This window comes from Streptomyces sp. NPDC087300 (assembly GCF_044744425.1).
GTDB lineage: Bacteria > Actinomycetota > Actinomycetes > Streptomycetales > Streptomycetaceae > Streptomyces.
On the sequence record NZ_JBIUYI010000001.1, the window covers coordinates 395,311 to 411,534 of the forward strand.

Here is a 16,224-nt window from a genome sequence, read left to right on the forward strand (position 1 = left end):
CGCGCGGCGTCCGGTACGAGCAGACACCGGGCCCGCAACAGCCGCCTGCATGCCCGCAGTGCTACGGACCGCACCCGGTCCGGCCGCGAGTAGCCGAATGGCTGTATGCCCCCGACCCTGGAGTTGAGCCCCGTGAGTGCCCCGCCCCGCGAACCCGCCGCCGCACACACCCCCCAGACCGCGCCTCCGGCGGGGACCTCCGCCAGGCAGCGCCGCGCCTGGTACGACAAAACGCGTGTGTTCGGGCTCGCCGAGCTCACTCACCTGCGTACTCAGATGGTCCGGCACAACCTCTTCGATGCCTACACCCCCGCAGAGCGGGCCGGACGGGCACCGGAGCGTCTCGCCCCGTACCGCAGCTACGACGGATCGGGCTACGACCCGCACGACAGGGAGATGGGCCGCTCCGGTACCCGCTTCGGCCGCAACATGCCGCCGGAGACCAGCATCCCCGAGACCCTGCCCCAGCTCCTGACGCCCAGCCCCCGTGACGTCAGCCGACTGCTGCTGACCCGGGACGTGTTCCGGCCCAGTGACCGGCTCAACATGCTCGCGGCCGCCTGGCTGCAGTTCCAGGTGCACGGCTGGGTCAGCCACGGCGACGCCGTCAAGGACGACCCGATCGAGGTGGGCCTCGCCGACGACGACCCGTGGCCCTCGTGCCCGATGCGTGTACGCCGCACTCCGGCGGACCCTCGCCCCTCCGCGGAGGCAGGGGCGGCGCCGGGGTTCGCCAACCACATCAGTCACTGGTGGGACGGCTCCCAGATCTACGGTGCCGACGAAGCGCGCTGCCGCCAACTGCGCACCGGCGAGGACGGCAAGCTCATCATGGCCGAGGGACGGCTGCCCGACGAGAGCACTCCGGGCATGACGGGCATTGACAGCACCGGCTTCAACGACAACTACTGGCTCGGCCTCTCCCTGATGCACACGCTCTTCGCCAAGGAGCACAACAGCATCTGCGACCGGCTGAAAGCGTCCTACCCGACCTGGGACGACGAGCGGCTCTTCCACACCGCTCGCCTCGTCAACACCGCCGTCATGGCCCGCATCCACCTGCTGGAATGGACACCGGGAATCATCGACTGCCCCGCCCAGCACCTCGCCTCCTCGGTCGTCGGCCGGGGCGGGCTGCCCCGCTGGCTCGCCTCCCGGGCCCGCCACGGCGGGTTCCTGTCGCGCAGCGTGGAACTCACCGGCGCCCTCGGCTCCACCATCGACCACGAAGGCGTGCCGTTCTCCCTCACCGAGGAATTCGCCTACTGCTACCGCCTGCACCCCATGCTGCGCGACGACTACCCGCTGCGCGCCCACCAGGACGGCCGCCTCCTCGACACCCTCGGCTTCGAAGCCCTCCAGGGCCTGGAAACCCGCACCGCAGTCGACCGGTTCGGGCTCAGCGACCTTCTGTACTCCTTCGGTACGATGCCCTGCGGCGACAACTCCCTGCACAACCACCCCCGCGCGCTGTCCCAGCTCACCCGCCTAGACGGCGAAGTCCTCGACGTCGGCACCCTGGACATCCTGCGCGGCCGGGAACGCGGCATCCCCCGCTACAACGACTTCCGGGCCCAGGTCCGCAAACCCCGCCTCACCGACTTCTCCCAACTCAGCGCCAACCCCCAGTGGGCACAGCAGATCCGCGACGTCTACGAGGGCGACCTCGACCAGGTCGACGCCATGGTCGGCATGCTCGCCGAACCCCGCAAACCCGGTTTCGGGTTCAGCGAGACCGCGTACCGCGTCTTCGTCCTCATGGCAGTGCGCCGCATGACCAGCGACCGCTTCTTCACCGACGACTACCGCCCCGAGGTCTACACCCCCGAAGGCATGGAGTGGATCGAACGCACCGGCATGCACCAGCTCCTGTTGCGCCACCACCCCGAACTCGCCGCCGGCCTCGAAGGAAACCGCAACCCCTTCCACACCTGGCAGCCCACCCGATGACCCCCACCGCCCCGGACGCATCCCCGCCCCCCACCGGCACCGCGGCTCTGCACGCGGCATCCCGGCTCCTCGGCACCGCCGCAGCCGACACCCGGCGCGCCGGCCGCGACGCCACCGCCGCCCTGTGCTCCGCCGAACTCCTCGCCGCCACCCTGCGCCACCCACGGACCGGACTGACCGCGGCACGCGCCCTGCTGCACACTCTCACTCACCGCCGGGGCCTGGGGCACGGGTTTGCCGGAGGCCGGCGCGGTACCGCAGCGGAGTACGCGGGCCTGCTCCTCAACCGCACCGGCCTCGCCCGCGATCTGGCCGTCACGGGCCTGCGTCTGCGCATCGAAGCCGCAGCCCTGCGCCACCCGGAACTCCTGCACGGGCCACTCGTCCGCCTCATCGGGGCGATCGAAGGGGACCGGCAGGCCGAGGCCGTGAAGATCTTCCGGGAGATGTCCGCGGCGGACGGCACCTCCTACTCCCTGTCCTCCGTCGCCCCCGTCTTCGCCGACCTCCTCGCCTGGAACGCGCTGATCGACGAGAACCCCTTCAACGACCGCAGCGCCTGGGCCATCGCCACCGGCGAAGTCCCCGACGCCGAACCCCTCCTGGGCATCCCCATCAGTTTCTGGGCGTTCTTCGACCGCGGCGCGGGGCGCGCGGAACTCCTCACCGAGGACACCGACCTGCTCGCCCGCCTCGGCACCGGGGGCTCGGTCACCCAGTGGGTACGCAACATCGCGGGCCTCGGCAACGTCGGCCGCATCATGATCCACACCGTGACCGGCGCCGACGGCACCGACCGCTACGTCCTGCAGATGTCCGGCATGGGCGGAGGCGCCCCCCGCAACGACAGCCCCATGGACCTGGTCGGCGGATTCACCAACGTGGGCCGCACCGACACCCCCTATACCCGCGCGGCCCGCAAAGCGGTCGCCGCCTGCGTACCCGCCGGAGCGCGGCTCGCGATCGTCGGACACAGCCAGGGTGGCGCCGCCGCCATGAACCTCGCGAGCATCCCCGAGTTCACCGACACCTACGAGGTCACTCATGTGGTGGCCGTCGGCTCGCCCATCGACTACAAGAAGCCCGCCGACCCCCGCACCCAGGTGATCAGCCTGGTCAACGAACACGACATCGTGCCCGCCCTCGACGGCCGCAGCGCAGTCTCCCCCTACCAGCTCCCTGACGGATGGCTGGAGTTCACCTGGCTCGACACCAGCCACGCCTTTCCTCTCTGCCACGCCGCGGAACGTTACGCGGAGAACCTCGACCACCAGGTGCCCGAGGCCCGCGACCGCATCGACGCCCTGTTGGCTCACTACCGCGGGCCGGTCACCGAAACCTTCGTCTTCCGCCTCTACGACCGCTGACCGGAGCCCGCCATGCCCCCACGCCTGCCGCTGGCCGCCCACGCCAACACGCTGCGAGAGGACGCGGCCCGCCTCGAAGTTCTGTCAGCGGAGCTGGAGGACCTGGCCGCCTCGCTCCAGGTGGAAGGAAGTGCGGACCCAGTCCTTGCAGCGCAGCTGCATGATCAGTCCGGCCGCTCCCGCCAAGCGGCCTCGGACCTCTACAGAGCCGCGGACCGGCTGGTCCCGGACCGCCGCGCGGAGGGGCCTGCTGCGCGATACCGGCACGGCCTGCCCGCGGTTGCGGTGCTGCTCCTCGCCGTGGCAGCGGGTCGAGCACTGCGACGGTGGTCCCGGAGCCACTGACGGCATCGGAACCGGGAACCGTCGCTGGGGAGACAGCGCCGAGTCCGGAAGGGGGGAGACCTGAGCGGCCGAGGCTTCCCCCGTGACCTTCGACACTCGATCTCTGTACCGCGAGATTGTGTTGGTGGCGCTGCCAGGTCTCGGCTGGGGTGAGGTATTGACCGCTGGTGTATTCCCCCAGAGGAAGGGGCGCCTCGGGCTTGAGCCCGAGGCGCCCCTTCAGTCATGCGCCGGAAGTGCCCGCCGCGAGGTCAGCGGCTCCCGCCGTCTGTGAAACGCCTCCTGACGATCAGTCCCGCACCGGCCAGGAAGGCAAGCCCTGCCGTGAGCGCTATCCACATCAGCCTGTCGGTGCCCTGGCAGGTCTCCGGAAGTTCGCCCCGTCTCGTACGACGCCCCGACCCTCTCCTGGAAGGGAGACATCGAACCTGGCGCCACGGTCACCATCACCTACTCGGTGACCGTCAAGCCCGAAGGCTCCGGTGACGGGAAGCTCACCAACCAGGTGAGCGGCACCAGCCCGGGCACCAACTGCCCTGAGGGCACAACCGATCCGGACTGCTCCAGCGACCCGGCCGCCGTCGTGCCCGATCCCACCGAGCCGCCGCCCGGGCCCTCGCCCACCCCGACTCCGGGGGCCGAGCACCGGTCCCGGAAACCTGCGTCCGACGCCTTCTTGAACTCCATCGTGGCCACCTTGGTGGTGACCGAGTGGAGGCGTCGGGCGTCCCGCAGCGAGCGGTGTCCATTCAGGGACGTGGTCATCGCGTTGGTCATGAGGTAGTCGCCGAGGTCGCGGTGGCCGTTCACCGTGACGGTGTAGGTCAGCGTGACGGTGGCACTCCTTGGCTTTCGCCGCATTGTCCTTCGCACAGTTGCCGTGGCTGGCGGTCACGACGTTGTGGAGCTTCATGTCGCCGCCGAGCTTCACGGTCACCGAGTAGGTGATCTTGACGGTGCGGCCCGCCGGGACGTCGCCGGTCCAGGAGAGCTTCGGCGGGCCTGGACCTGAGTGATGTCGGGGCAGCTGCCGGGCCTGAGGGCGTCGCCGAACAGCAGCCACCCCGCAGGTCCGTGACGGCGTGTGACCGAGATACGCGCCAAAGGGGCAGGGATGCGGCCGAGTATTCCCGAGTGCTGTTGCGCGGATCCGCTGTCCTGCCACACCAGGCCGTAGGTGCCGGTGCACCGGCTCCCGTTGGCGGCGGGCACGGTCACCGACGCGGTTCCCACTGCGACGATGCGGGTGTTCAGCGGGGTGTCGTCGATGAGGTGCAGGAACTTGCCGGTCAGCAGCCACAGCGCGCCTTCGTGGGCGCTCCATTCTGTCGCGGCCTCCTCTTCATATGTACGTTAGAACATATGAAGAGGCTCCGGCACTCCAGGCCGCTCGAAAGGACCCGAGGCGAGATGAGCGATCCCCACAGCCAAGGCAGCCCCGCCCGCTGCTGCATGCCCACTAGCGGAGGCGCCCACGTCGCACCCGCACCCCCGCTCTCCGTGGGCAGGGCGCCCGCCATGTACTCGGCACAGGGGACGGTGCATCTGCCCGGCGGCGAGTTCCTGATGGGTACCGAGGACGCCGAGGGCTTCCCCGGTGACGGCGAAGGACCGGTGCGCCGGGTGCGCCTCGCCCCGTTCCGGATCGACGCCTGCGCGGTCAGCAACGACCGGTTCGCCGCCTTCGTCGCCGCCACCGGCTACCGCACCGACGCCGAGCGCCTCGGCTGGTCGTACGTCTTCGCCGCCTTCCTGCCCGCCGCGCTGCGCCGCGGTGCACCCCGGCCCGAGCGCACCCCGTGGTGGTGCGGGGTGCAGGGCGCCGCCTGGGACCGGCCCGAGGGGCCGGGCAGCACGCTGGCGGGGCGCGGCGACCACCCGGTGGTGCACGTCTCCTGGAACGACGCCGCGGCGTACGCCGTCTGGGCGGGCAAGCGGCTGCCGACCGAGGCGGAGTGGGAGTACGCCGCCCGCGGCGGCCTGGAGCAGCGGCGCTACCCCTGGGGCGATGAACTGGACCCGGCGGGCGAGTACCGCTGCAACATCTGGCGGGGCGTCTTCCCGACGAAGAACACCGCCGCCGACGGCTACCGGGGCACCGCGCCCGTCGATGCCTTCGAGCCCAACGGCTTCGGCCTGTACAACATGGCGGGCAACATCTGGGAGTGGTGCGCCGACTGGTGGGGCACCGACCACGGCGCCCATCGTGCGCCGGTCAACCCGCAGGGCCCCCAGCGGGGGACAGACAAGGTCACCCGCGGCGGCTCGCACCTGTGCCACGTGTCGTACTGCAACCGTTACCGCGTGGCCGCCCGAGCCGCCAACAGCCCCGACAGCTCCAGCGGCCATGCCGGGTTCCGCTGCGTCCTCTGACGTCGCGCGCCCGGTTCCGGCGGACTGGTTCCGGCGGACTCTTGACACCGCCACCGCCCCAGGTGAATCTGAGGCATATAGATTCTTGCGAACATATGAGGTCCGAATGCAGCTCGACTACGTGATTCTCGGCGTGCTGGCCCTGCGCCGAACGTCCGGCTACGACCTGCGCCGCTGGATGGACGGACCGGGCCGGTACCTCGGCTACGGCGTGCAGCTGCCGCAGATCTACCGCCGGCTCGGCTCCCTGGTGGATCGCGGCTGGGTGGCGTTCGACGTGGACCCCCGTGAGGGCCGCCCGGACGCCAAGGTCTACCGGCTGACCGAGGACGGCAGGGCAGCGCTGCTGGAGTGGGCCCACTCCCCGTTCGAGCCGTCGCCTCGCCCGATGGACCCCGAGTTCAAGCTGCGGTTCCTCTTCGCCGGGCAGCTCGGCCCCGAGATCGCCCTGGACATCGTCAGCACCGAGCTGGAGTTCCGGCTCAAGCACGACGCGACCTCGCCCGCCCCGCCCATCGACGACTACGAGCCGCAGCTTCCCGAGCTGGACGCGGACTGGGCCCGCGAGGTGCACACCACGGCCCGCGAGCAGGGTTACGCGTCCACCGCCTCGTACATCGCCTGGCTCCAGCTGACCAAGGCGCGTCTGGAGGCGCGGCTCAGCCGCTGATTCCCCGCACTCCCCCACCGCGCGGTGCGCCGTACCGCCGCGCGGCGGACGAGTGCTGCCCGAAATCCACCCCGCACACCCCTGGAAGCCACGCATGCGCATCATCTACGTCGACGTGGACACCCTCCGCGCCGACCACACCACCCCCTACGGATACCACCGCCCCACCACCCCGAACCTGCAGAAGCTCGCCGACAAGTCCGTCGTCTTCGACCGCTACTACTGCTCCGACTCCCCGTGCCTGCCGTCGCGGACCGCCCTGACGAGTGGTCAGTTCGGCATCAGCAACGGCGTGATAGGCCACTTCGGGCCGGCCGCGCAGTACCGCCTCGACGCGGGCCACGGCCCGGAGCCGGACCGCCCGCTGCTCGGCCAGCGGCTGATCTGGAGCGGCTACTACACCGCCGCGATCTCGGTCTTCGCCGAGCGCCACCGCGCGTACTTCTTCCACGGCAACTTCCGCGAGTCCCTCCGTGCCACGGACCGGATGGGCGACGAGGAGGCCCCCGACGTGAACCGCGCCGCCATCGACTGGCTGCGCCGCCACGCGGACGAGGAGGACTGGTACCTGCACCTCACCTACTGGGAGCCGCACACCAACTACACCCAGCCCGCCGAGTGGACCGAGAAGATGGCCGCCTCTGGCCCGGTCCAGGCGTGGCCCGACGAGGAGACCATCGCCGCGCACGCCGAGGTCTACGGACCGCGCAGCGCCCTCGACCTCAACTACTCGATCCACGGCCCCGGGAAGTCGCCCGTCCCGCACAACATGCCGGACGCGATCCGCTCCCGCGCCGACTTCGAACACCTGGTCAACGGCTTCGACGGCGCGATCTCCTACTGGGACCACTACTTCGGTCAACTGATGGCCGCACTGGAGGAGTTGGGAATCGCGGAGGAGACCGCGGTGATCGTCAGCGCCGACCATGGCGAGTCCTTCGGCGAGCTCGGCTCCTACGCCGAGCACGGCATGGCCAGCGAGCCGGTCCAGCGCGTCCCGCTGATCGTCCACTGGCCGGGGGTGACCGACCGCCTGCCGCCCGAGGCCCGCCGCAACGACGCGCTGCTGTACAACATCGACCTCGCCCCGACCCTGTGCGACCTGCTCGGCATAGACGTCCCGGCGGGCTGGCAGGGCGAGTCCTTCGCGGCGGCGGTCCGCGGCGAGCGGATCGACTCCCGCGAGTACCTGGTCCTCGGGCACGGCGCCCACACCTACCAGCGTGCCGTGCGCACCCGCGACCACCTCTACCTCCGCACCTACCATCCCGGCTGCTTCCGTGCCGAATGGGAGCAGTTGTTCCACGTCACCGAGGACCCGTACCTCACCCGGGACCTGCTGGCGCAGGAGCCCGAACTCGCCGCCCGGATGCGCTCGCACCTCGCCGAGTGGTGGAACGAGTACGCGGGCCGGCCCGGCGCCCTGCCCGACCCCATGCAGGCGACCCTGCAGACCGGCCCCACGTACTACAACGACCCCGTCCGCTACGCCCGGCACCTGCGTGAGACCGGCCGCGCCCACCTCGCCGAGGATCTGGAGCACCGCCTGGCGACGCTGAACGTGCCGGTCTCCTGGCACGCCCCGGACCGGCCGCGCACCACCGAGCTCCTCGAACGCTGGATCCACCTGCTGCAGACCCGTGATCAGCGCCCTGCCGACCGCACCGACGGCTGACCCGCGCCCCGCGCGCCAACGGCTGCCCCCACGCCCACCCGCCGCAGGTCCAACGCACCGGCAAAGGAGCCGCGATGCCGACCGAAGCCGTTCCCCCCGCCACACCGATCTCTCCTTCCCCTCCCTCACAGACCTCCTCCCAACCACCGCGCCGCTGGCGCCAACTCGCCCTGCTCGGCGGCCTGCTGAGCGTCGACAACGGCGAAGCCAGCGTGCTGTCGGTGCTCTTCCCCGCCCTGCGAGCGGCGCTCGGCCTGCCGATGGCCGCCCTCGGCGGCCTGATCGCCGCAGGCAAGCTCGTCGCCGTCGTCGCCGGACCGGCCTGGGTCGCCGTCGCCCGCCGGTGGCCCCGCAAGCAGGTCCTCGCCGTGTGCTGCGGCTTCTGGGGCGTGTGGACGGCCGCCGCCGGCCTGGCCCAGAACTTCACCCAGCTCCTGATCCTGACCACGGTGGCCGCCGCCGGGGCCGCCGGCGGCGGCCCGCTCACCAGCGCGATGCTCTCCGACCTCTTCGACGACCGCGCCCGCGGCCGCGCCGCCGGACTGCTCTACGGCCTGGCCGGTCTCGGCGTGGGCGTCGCCGGGCCGCTGCTCGGCCTGCTCTCCGACGTCCGGGACGGCTGGCGGTACGGCTTCTTCGCCTCCGGCGCCGTGCAGGTGCTCTTCGGGGTGCTGGTCCTGCTGTTCCTGCACGACCCCGGGGTGGGAGCCACGGACGGCCGGCGGGCCGACAAACCCCCGCCGACCCGCGCCCAGCTGGGCGCCCTGCTGCGCAACCGGACACTGCTGCTGATCTGCGCCCAACGGCTGACGACGGGTCAGTTCATCCTGTTCGGCTTCGGGGTCACCTTCCTGGTCCAGGTGCGCGGCTTCAGCAACGCCGCGGCCTCGGTCGTGACCCTGCCCGTCATGCTCTGCTACCTGGGCGGAACGGTCTTCGCCGGAGTGGTGGCCGACCGGGTTCACCGCCGTGCGCCGCGCACCGGCCGGATCGCCATGATGCAGACCGCCCTCATCGTCTACGGCCTGCTCTCCTACGTCGCCAGCCAGGTCGCCTGGGAACCGCTGTGGGCGTACGTCGTGCTGTTCGGCGTCCTCGGCGCCGTCCAGGGCTCCAACCCCGCGATCAACCGGCCGATCATCGCCTCGGTGACCCTGCCGGAGCTGCGCGGCGCCGCCTTCGCGCTGATGCTCTCCGTCGAGGCGGCCGGCTGGGCCCTGACCTCCCTGCTGGTCGGCTACCTCGGTGACGCGTACGGCCTCCAGACGGCGTTCCTGTGGCTGACCGTCGTCCTCATACTGGCCAACGGCGCCCTGGTCACCCTGCTGTACCGGCCCTACGCCCGTGACAGCGCCGCCCTCCAGGCGCAAATGCACCACCGCACCGCCACCCATGAAACGGACCACCAGTGATCGCCCCCGTCGATGCCAGGACCCACTACGCCTCCCCGTACGGCGGCGACCAGCCGCACCTGCGGTGGGACCCGCCAAGGGCCCCCACCGCTGCCGTCGTGCTCTTCCACGGTGAGCCTGGTACCAGGCTCACCCGATCCAGCTGCCAAGGAAGAGTGCGCGCGGTCTCCCCCTCGCCCGCCCACATGACGGGGAGGTCCTCGACCCCGCACCCCGCCGAGCTAAGACAGATGCGCTGGCTCCTCCCCGAGGACTTCGCACTCACCCTGCACGCGACGCTGTGGGGCGTACCGGTGGCCTCGTGAGGTGGCGGGTCATGAGGGTGATGGCCGCGAGGGTGAGCATGAGGCCGGGGCGCAGATGCGGTACCTGGCCAAGCAGCTCAAAGGCACCAAGGCGGTCGCCCAGAATGTTGCGGATCCCCCAGCGCACCGTCGAGCGGTACGTGAAGGACCAGATCAAAAGGCCCCGCCCGGACCTCGCCGTCCGGCCGGAGACTGAGGTGAAGGCCCGGTGGCAGCCGCAGATCCGGGCCAAGGCCCGCGAGAAGGCGGCGAGCACCGGCGGCATCGTCATCGACACCTGCACCCGCCTCGGCTACACCGCGCCGATCGGGTCGACGGACCAGGACCGCATCCGGCACCTGACCGTCGCGCTGCCGCCCCGCTACGCCGCCCAGCTCTTCGAAGCCCAGGAACGGGGCGCCGGCGACCAGCAGTTGCGGGAGTTCGCCGCCGAAGCACTCAAGGAGGTGTACTTCCAGGACTGCGGCCGCCGAGCCGGAAGCCTGGAAGAGGTCCGCTTCACCGACATCGAACACCTCGACTTCGAGCTGTAGACCACGAACAGCGAGCCCCGCCGATCGCGTTGTTGTGAGTGAGCCCTCCTCTTGGCCAGTGAGTGCTCCAGTTGGCTGATTGAGCATGGACGCCGCTGACAGTGACCTAGTGTTCGCGGGCGGCCTGCTCCAGGCGGATCAGTGAGGTGTAGCCGCCGTCGACCAGGTGCTCGGCGGGCAGCAGTCCGCGGCGGGCCGGGCGGGTGTGAATGCCGGGAAGGACCTGACTGTCGTGGGTGACTGCCGCCGTGGTGGCCACGTCCGTAATCACGTTGGGGCTGTCCGGAGCACAGGTCTCGGTGAGATGGGCGGCAAAGCCCTTCCAGCTGATGATGTGTCCGTGCCGTGCGTAGCGGGCCGCGATGTCGTAGGGAGAGACGATCGCCCGGGGCGAGGGCGGCAACCCGGCTCCGCCTTCTTTCTCGGCGGTGCGCCAGCGCAGGTGCCCTGCGGCGTCACAGTGGTAGTTCTCTGCACCACGGTCTGCCGCAGGGCCTGGACTTGAGGGCCAGACACGCGATCTGCCCCATTCCGGCAGAGGTGTTCCCCGGGCACCGAACTTGCCAGTCCGGGCCCGAGTGCCGCGCTCGGTCACCTGGTGAAGTCGGCCCGGGGCGCGGTTCCGGTCTTTCGACCGGCCCGTTTCCCCGGAGCCGCTTCCTGAACCGGGCATGCGACTTGGCATCGCACCCGGCTCTCCACAAGCCCCGGAGGGGTTCGTGGTGGTTGTTCTCATCCCGTGGCGTCCCAGGGCGTGGGAATCGTCAGGCCCCGGTAGCGGTAGCGAGTGGTGCCCACCGTGATCGGGTTGAACAGTTCCCGGGTCTCCCCGACCCACCATGATCTGCGGCCGCAGTAGCGGTTGAAGATCTTCCTCCGACCCGTCTTGGGGTGTTTGCGCTGCACCCATCTCCAGACCGTGTGCCACATGTAGTTGCGCAGGTAGGAGAAGGTTGCGAAGGACACCCCGGGCCGGAAGTAGGCGCACCAGCCCCGCACTGCCGGATTGATCCGGACGAGCAGGGCGTCGAGCGGCTGGTTCGTGCCGACCTCTCGGCAGAGCGTCTTGACCTTGGCCATGATGGCCCGCAGGGCCTTCTTGGCAGGGTAGGTGTAGACGTAGTGCCGGTTGGTGCCTGGCTTTCGGTGGCGCTGGATGTGCCAGCCGAGGAAGTCCGGGCCCTGCTCGATGTGGGTGATCAGAGTCTTCTCCGGAGACAGGCGCAGACCCATCGTGGTGAGGACTTCCGCGATCTCGTCGCGTAGCGTTTCGGTGTCTGCCTTGGTGCCGTGAACCATCAGGCACCAGTCGTCCGCGTACCGGACCAGCCGGTAGTTGGGATCCGGCCCCGACGCTCCAGCGGCCTAGCTTTCCCTCCACCCGTCCCACCGAACGGGGAAGCCTTCGAAGCGTTCGCCAACGCGCTGTGCAAGAGCCTCTGCCTCTACACACTGGCGGATCACTCCAAGGGAAGTACTCGACCGCCGCCAGAGGAGCTCCGTCACACCAGGGTCAGCTGTTGGCGGGGGCGGGCAGTCGGTAGGCGTCAAGGTCTACAGGGCCGGGGAGGTTGGAGGCAGGGCGGGCGGGCGCGGTCGCCGCACTGGGCATGGGAGGCTGCGGGGCCGGAGCGGGTACCTCCTTGAAGGAGATTCCCGGGGGGACGTCGATCGGGCGGGTCCTGCCCGATTTGCTCAGCGGCCTGTCCTGGCCGGGGCAGACCGTCGCGGCACGAGGCAGCGGCCCCGGGCTCGTCAGCGTCCCTCCGTTGGCCACAAAGCAGTTGCCGCCGGTGCGGCGGGCCTCCAGGACCAGGGCCGTGTCACGAAGGCCGATGGCGTTTCCGGTGACGCGGTTGGCCTTGACCGGATACCCCTGGACGTCGCTGAGGACGAACGCCGCGGCCTTGTGGCCCTCGACGCGGTTGCGCTCGAAACGGTTGTGGGTGCCCCCACCTACTCCGACGCCGATTCCGTACCCGCCCTCGGCCTGTTCGGGGCTGCGGTCGTCGTTGTTGTCCGTGATGGTGTTGCCGACGACAACAGCTTCGTGCTGCGGGCCGAGCGCCTCCAGGTTGTTGGAGTTGACCGTCACACCCACGCGATTGCGCCGCATCACGTTGCCGAGGAAGTACAAGTCGTTTGAGGCGTTGGTGACTTCGATGCCAATGGCATTGTGTTCCAGCGTGTTCTTGCGCACCACCGTGTCGCACGGGTCGCACTGGCCCACGTAGATCCCGGAGTCGGACTGTCCCGAGGCGTAGGAATTCTCGATGACTCCGCTGCGGGCGTCGAAGGCGTAGATTCCGTACAGCGCGTTGTTGTACGCGGTGACGTACGACGCCCGAAACCCGTGCAGGGGCGGGAACTTGACGGTGTCCAGCGGGTCGTAGCCGGCGCCGCCCGCGCCGGAGCCCTGAAGCCGCTTGTCGGTGACGCCGGTGAACAGAATGCCGTTGGCGAGATGGTTGCGCACCGTCAGGTTCTCCACCACCGAGGACTTGCCCGTCACAGTGATGCCGTTGGCCCGCTTGAACTCCCCATCGATGACAGTCCGCGACCGGTCGACACCTCGCACCGTCACACCTGGCCGCCGCACTGCCACGGCCTCCCGATAAACCCCCGAAGAGACCAGCACCATGTCACCTGATCGTGCGACATCTACCGCGTCTTGGATGGACGTGTACTGCCCCGGTACGCGCAGCACCGCTGGAGGACCGCTCGGGCCTGGCCGGTCGTCGGAGCCCGAAAAACCGCAGCCGGACAGGGATGAACACACCGCCCCGGCAAGCACGGCCGCGCTCACGCGGGCGGACCAGCGCCGACAGGACGAAAAGAGACGGCATTTAGTGACAAGTGACTTCATGTCCAAAGGTGTACCGTCAGGCCTGCCTCTCCGGCCCACCATGGCGCGCACTCTGTGAGGAGTACCGGTGACCTCTCCGCCGCCCCTGCCCCGCCGCTCTCTGTTCGCGGCCACGACCGCAGTCCTGGCAGGAGCGAACGGCTGCGCGTCGCGCCCATCCGGCCGCGACGACGAGCGTCCGCAGCACCGGATGCAGGCAGGTGTCTCTGAAGTACAGCCCCGCCACGTACTGGTGGCTGCCTTCGACGCGCGGGCCACGGGCCAGCGGCGAGAGCTCGCGACCGGTGTGCGGCGCGTGCTGGCCGAGTGGTCCAGGCACCCGTCACGACGGGTGACGCTCACCGTTGCCGCCGGACCGGACCTCTACCGCAAGCTGGGCCTTCCCGCACCGGAGGCCCTCCGTCATTTGCCCACATTTCCCGGGGACCGTCTTGAGGCGCGGCGCAGCGGAGGTGATCTCCTGGTCCAACTGTGCGCAGATGACCCGCTCGTCTGCCGACGGGCCGCGACCCGGCTGACCGCCCAGGCACGCGACGTCCTCGGCCTCCGCTGGCGCCAGAGCGGTTTCCTGCCGTCGCACGCTCCCCATGAAACCCCGCGCAACCTCTTCGGCTTCAAGGACGGCACGGAGAACCCTCCGCAGCGGGAACTCTCGCGCTGGGTATGGGACGACAAGGGCGGTACGTACCTCGTCTTCCGCCGTATCCACATGGACGTCGATCGTTTCACCGCACTGCCCACGGACAGGCAGGAGCACGTGATCGGCCGCCACCGCGCCAGCGGCGCGCCGCTGGGGTCCCGAACGGAACACGATGCCGTCGACCTGTACGCCAAGACCCCCCGTGGCCGCTACGTGATTCCCTCCGATGCCCACGTGCGGCTGGCTCACTCCCGGCTCGACGGCGGTGCCCGGATGCTCCGGCGCGGCTATTCCTACGACGACGGCCGCGATGACAAGGGGCTGCTGTTCCTCGCGTACATGCGGGATCCGCAGCTCTTCATCCGGGTCCAGCAACGGCTGGCGGGCGAGGACGCCATGAGCGCCTTCACCGAGCACCGTGCGTCGGCCGTCGGCTACGTCCTGCCGGCTCCCGCGCCGGGGCAACACCTGGGCGACCTGCTGGCCTGACCCGGGCCTTGGAACGATGTGGCTGCTCCGGCCAGATCTGTGTGGCTGAGGAAAGGACTGCGCATTGGCCAGGGAGTCGCTGCCGTGGCTGCAGGGGAAGCTGTGCAGGATGCGCGGCCTGGAGCCCGACCCCGATCCGGCGCTGCCGCCCCCCGACGACCCCTGGAACCCCGACACGGCATTCGTCATCGCCCTCGCGCTGATGATCGGTGAGGCTCTGATCGCCAACGGTGCGTCCGCCGAGGAGACGGCCGCGGGAATGATGACGACGGCGGAGTCGTTCGGGCTCCACTGGTGCGAACCGAACGTGACGATGTGGGTGGTGTCCCTGTCCGGCCGGATGCCTGGCGACGCCCGGCCGCTGGTGGAACAGCGGGTGATCCGCCGAAGGACCACCGACTTCACGGCACTCGAACAGACCCATCGGCTCGTCGAAGACATCAGCCGGCGCACGATGCCCGCGGCTGAGGCACGGGAGCGCGCGATCGCGCTGAGCCCGCCGCCGGATGGCGCGGTTCAGCGGGGCCGGGCCGCCCGGTGGGGGCTTGCCGCGGGGCACAGCGGGGCCGTCGCCGCGTCGGGAAGCCTGGTCGCAGGCGGTGACCTGCTGGTCGTCGCCCCGTCCTTCGTCGCCGCCACGCTGGCCGGATACCTCACCAACACCCTGTCCGCGCTGGGAGTCCTGCCCTTCTACCGTTTCGCGCTGGCCGCCATGCCCGCCGCAATCTTCGCCTATCTGGCCGAACTCCTCGGTCACGGCGAGATCAGCCCGGCCATCATCGTCGGTGGTGTGCTGTCGCTGCTGCCGACCCTCACCATGGTGGGTGCCGTGCAGGACGCGCTCACCGGCCACTATCTGACCGCGTACGCCCGGGTGATGGACGCGGCGCTGGTGTTCGTCGCAATCGTCGCCGGCATCGGAGTAGTCCTCGTCGTCGCGACCAAGAACGGACAGGACCTGCCGCTTCTTTCACATGGCACGACGATCGAGTACTTCTCCTGGCGTTTCGTGGGTGCCGCCGCCTTCGCCGTGGCGATCGCCTCCCGGATGCGCGTACCGCCTCGTCAGTGGCTGGCCGTGATGGTGCTCGGGGCAGGCGGCGTCATGGTGTACGTCATGCTGCGCGACGTGGGCTACTCACGCATGCTGACCACCGGTTTCGTCACGGTGGGAATCAGCCTGGCGGGACGCCTCGTCGCCCGGCGTACGGGGATGTCGGCGCTCCCCCTGGTCATCCCTGCCGTCACACCACTGCTGCCGGGCAGCGTCCTCTACCGCGCGCTGAGCGAACTCGCCGTCAGGGACTCGGACCACGGCGTCACGCACCTGGTGCAGGCCATCGCCTTGATGGTCGTGCTGGCGACAGGAGTCAGCTTCGGGAACGAAGCAGCCTATTTCTTCCGGCAGCTGCGCCGCCGCTGGGCCAAGACGTGACGCTCGGTTGATTCATCGGCCTCCCGAAGTGGTCCTTCCCTCTACGTCCTCCAGATGGCTGTGCGGCATGTTCCGTACTGACCATTCTCGGGCGAGCCATGCGCCACTTATCTAGCTATATAGGCAAGTTTAGAGATGTTTCGGCAATTTGAGACGCAGAAAGG

General features: G+C 69.9%; 13 protein-coding genes and 1 pseudogene. 9 read left to right on the forward strand and 5 right to left on the reverse strand.

The features are described from left to right. Window positions 1-132 precede the first annotated feature (132 nt). On the forward strand, window positions 133-1,950 hold the full coding sequence (locus ACIO9J_RS01670) for a peroxidase family protein (protein ID WP_401990821.1): 1,818 nt from the start codon (window positions 133-135) through the stop codon (window positions 1,948-1,950). Further along, a complete protein-coding gene (locus ACIO9J_RS01675) occupies window positions 1,947-3,317 on the forward strand; it encodes a hypothetical protein (RefSeq protein WP_401990824.1) in 1,371 nt (456 codons plus the stop codon). The genes ACIO9J_RS01670 and ACIO9J_RS01675 overlap by 4 nt, the downstream gene beginning before the upstream one ends. An 84-nt stretch (window positions 3,318-3,401) precedes the next feature. On the opposite strand, the gene ACIO9J_RS01680 is transcribed toward ACIO9J_RS01675, so the two are convergent. Both ACIO9J_RS01680 and ACIO9J_RS01685 read right to left on the reverse strand, forming a co-directional pair. Next, window positions 3,402-3,659, reverse strand: coding sequence for a hypothetical protein (locus ACIO9J_RS01680; protein ID WP_401990827.1), 258 nt, complete (start codon window positions 3,657-3,659; stop codon window positions 3,402-3,404). Window positions 3,660-4,112: 453 nt separating this feature from the next. Beyond that, window positions 4,113-4,523: a hypothetical protein gene (locus ACIO9J_RS01685; RefSeq protein ID WP_401990830.1), complete on the reverse strand. Its 411-nt coding sequence runs from the start codon at window positions 4,521-4,523 to the stop codon at window positions 4,113-4,115. Between the two features lie 549 nt (window positions 4,524-5,072). Between ACIO9J_RS01685 and ACIO9J_RS01690 the strand changes: the two genes are divergently transcribed. From ACIO9J_RS01690 to tpg, 5 genes and pseudogenes are all read left to right on the forward strand, one after another. Next, a complete protein-coding gene (locus ACIO9J_RS01690; RefSeq protein ID WP_401990832.1) occupies window positions 5,073-6,035 on the forward strand; it encodes a formylglycine-generating enzyme family protein in 963 nt (320 codons plus the stop codon). 106 nt (window positions 6,036-6,141) lie between these two features. Beyond that, on the forward strand, window positions 6,142-6,705 hold the full coding sequence (locus tag ACIO9J_RS01695) for a PadR family transcriptional regulator (protein WP_401740090.1): 564 nt from the start codon (window positions 6,142-6,144) through the stop codon (window positions 6,703-6,705). Window positions 6,706-6,799: 94 nt separating this feature from the next. Next, complete coding sequence (locus ACIO9J_RS01700) at window positions 6,800-8,380, forward strand: sulfatase (RefSeq protein ID WP_401990834.1); 1,581 nt, start codon at window positions 6,800-6,802, stop codon at window positions 8,378-8,380. Between the two features lie 74 nt (window positions 8,381-8,454). Continuing rightward, the gene (locus tag ACIO9J_RS01705) at window positions 8,455-9,792 is read left to right on the forward strand and encodes an MFS transporter (RefSeq protein ID WP_401990836.1); all 1,338 of its coding nucleotides are present in this window, start codon (window positions 8,455-8,457) and stop codon (window positions 9,790-9,792) included. A 306-nt stretch (window positions 9,793-10,098) separates the two neighbouring features. Then, window positions 10,099-10,630: pseudogene (gene tpg / locus ACIO9J_RS01710) on the forward strand (telomere-protecting terminal protein Tpg). Between the two features lie 106 nt (window positions 10,631-10,736). On the opposite strand, the gene ACIO9J_RS01715 reads toward tpg, so the two are convergent. The 3 genes from ACIO9J_RS01715 to ACIO9J_RS01725 all read right to left on the reverse strand — a co-directional run bounded on the left by ACIO9J_RS01715 (window position 10,737) and on the right by ACIO9J_RS01725 (window position 13,208). Beyond that, the gene (locus ACIO9J_RS01715) at window positions 10,737-11,033 is read right to left on the reverse strand and encodes a hypothetical protein (RefSeq protein ID WP_401990839.1); all 297 of its coding nucleotides are present in this window, start codon (window positions 11,031-11,033) and stop codon (window positions 10,737-10,739) included. A gap of 329 nt (window positions 11,034-11,362) precedes the next feature. Then, a complete protein-coding gene (locus ACIO9J_RS01720; RefSeq protein ID WP_401990842.1) occupies window positions 11,363-11,929 on the reverse strand; it encodes a group II intron maturase-specific domain-containing protein in 567 nt (188 codons plus the stop codon). Between the two features lie 214 nt (window positions 11,930-12,143). Further along, window positions 12,144-13,208: a right-handed parallel beta-helix repeat-containing protein gene (locus ACIO9J_RS01725; protein ID WP_401990845.1), complete on the reverse strand. Its 1,065-nt coding sequence runs from the start codon at window positions 13,206-13,208 to the stop codon at window positions 12,144-12,146. A 355-nt stretch (window positions 13,209-13,563) separates the two neighbouring features. Between ACIO9J_RS01725 and ACIO9J_RS01730 the strand changes: the two genes are divergently transcribed. Both ACIO9J_RS01730 and ACIO9J_RS01735 read left to right on the forward strand, forming a co-directional pair. Then, on the forward strand, window positions 13,564-14,625 hold the full coding sequence (locus ACIO9J_RS01730; protein ID WP_401990848.1) for a Dyp-type peroxidase: 1,062 nt from the start codon (window positions 13,564-13,566) through the stop codon (window positions 14,623-14,625). A 64-nt stretch (window positions 14,626-14,689) separates the two neighbouring features. Beyond that, window positions 14,690-16,060, forward strand: a complete 1,371-nt coding sequence (locus tag ACIO9J_RS01735) for a threonine/serine exporter ThrE family protein (RefSeq protein WP_401990851.1) — start codon at window positions 14,690-14,692, stop codon at window positions 16,058-16,060. Window positions 16,061-16,224: the final 164 nt, after the last annotated feature.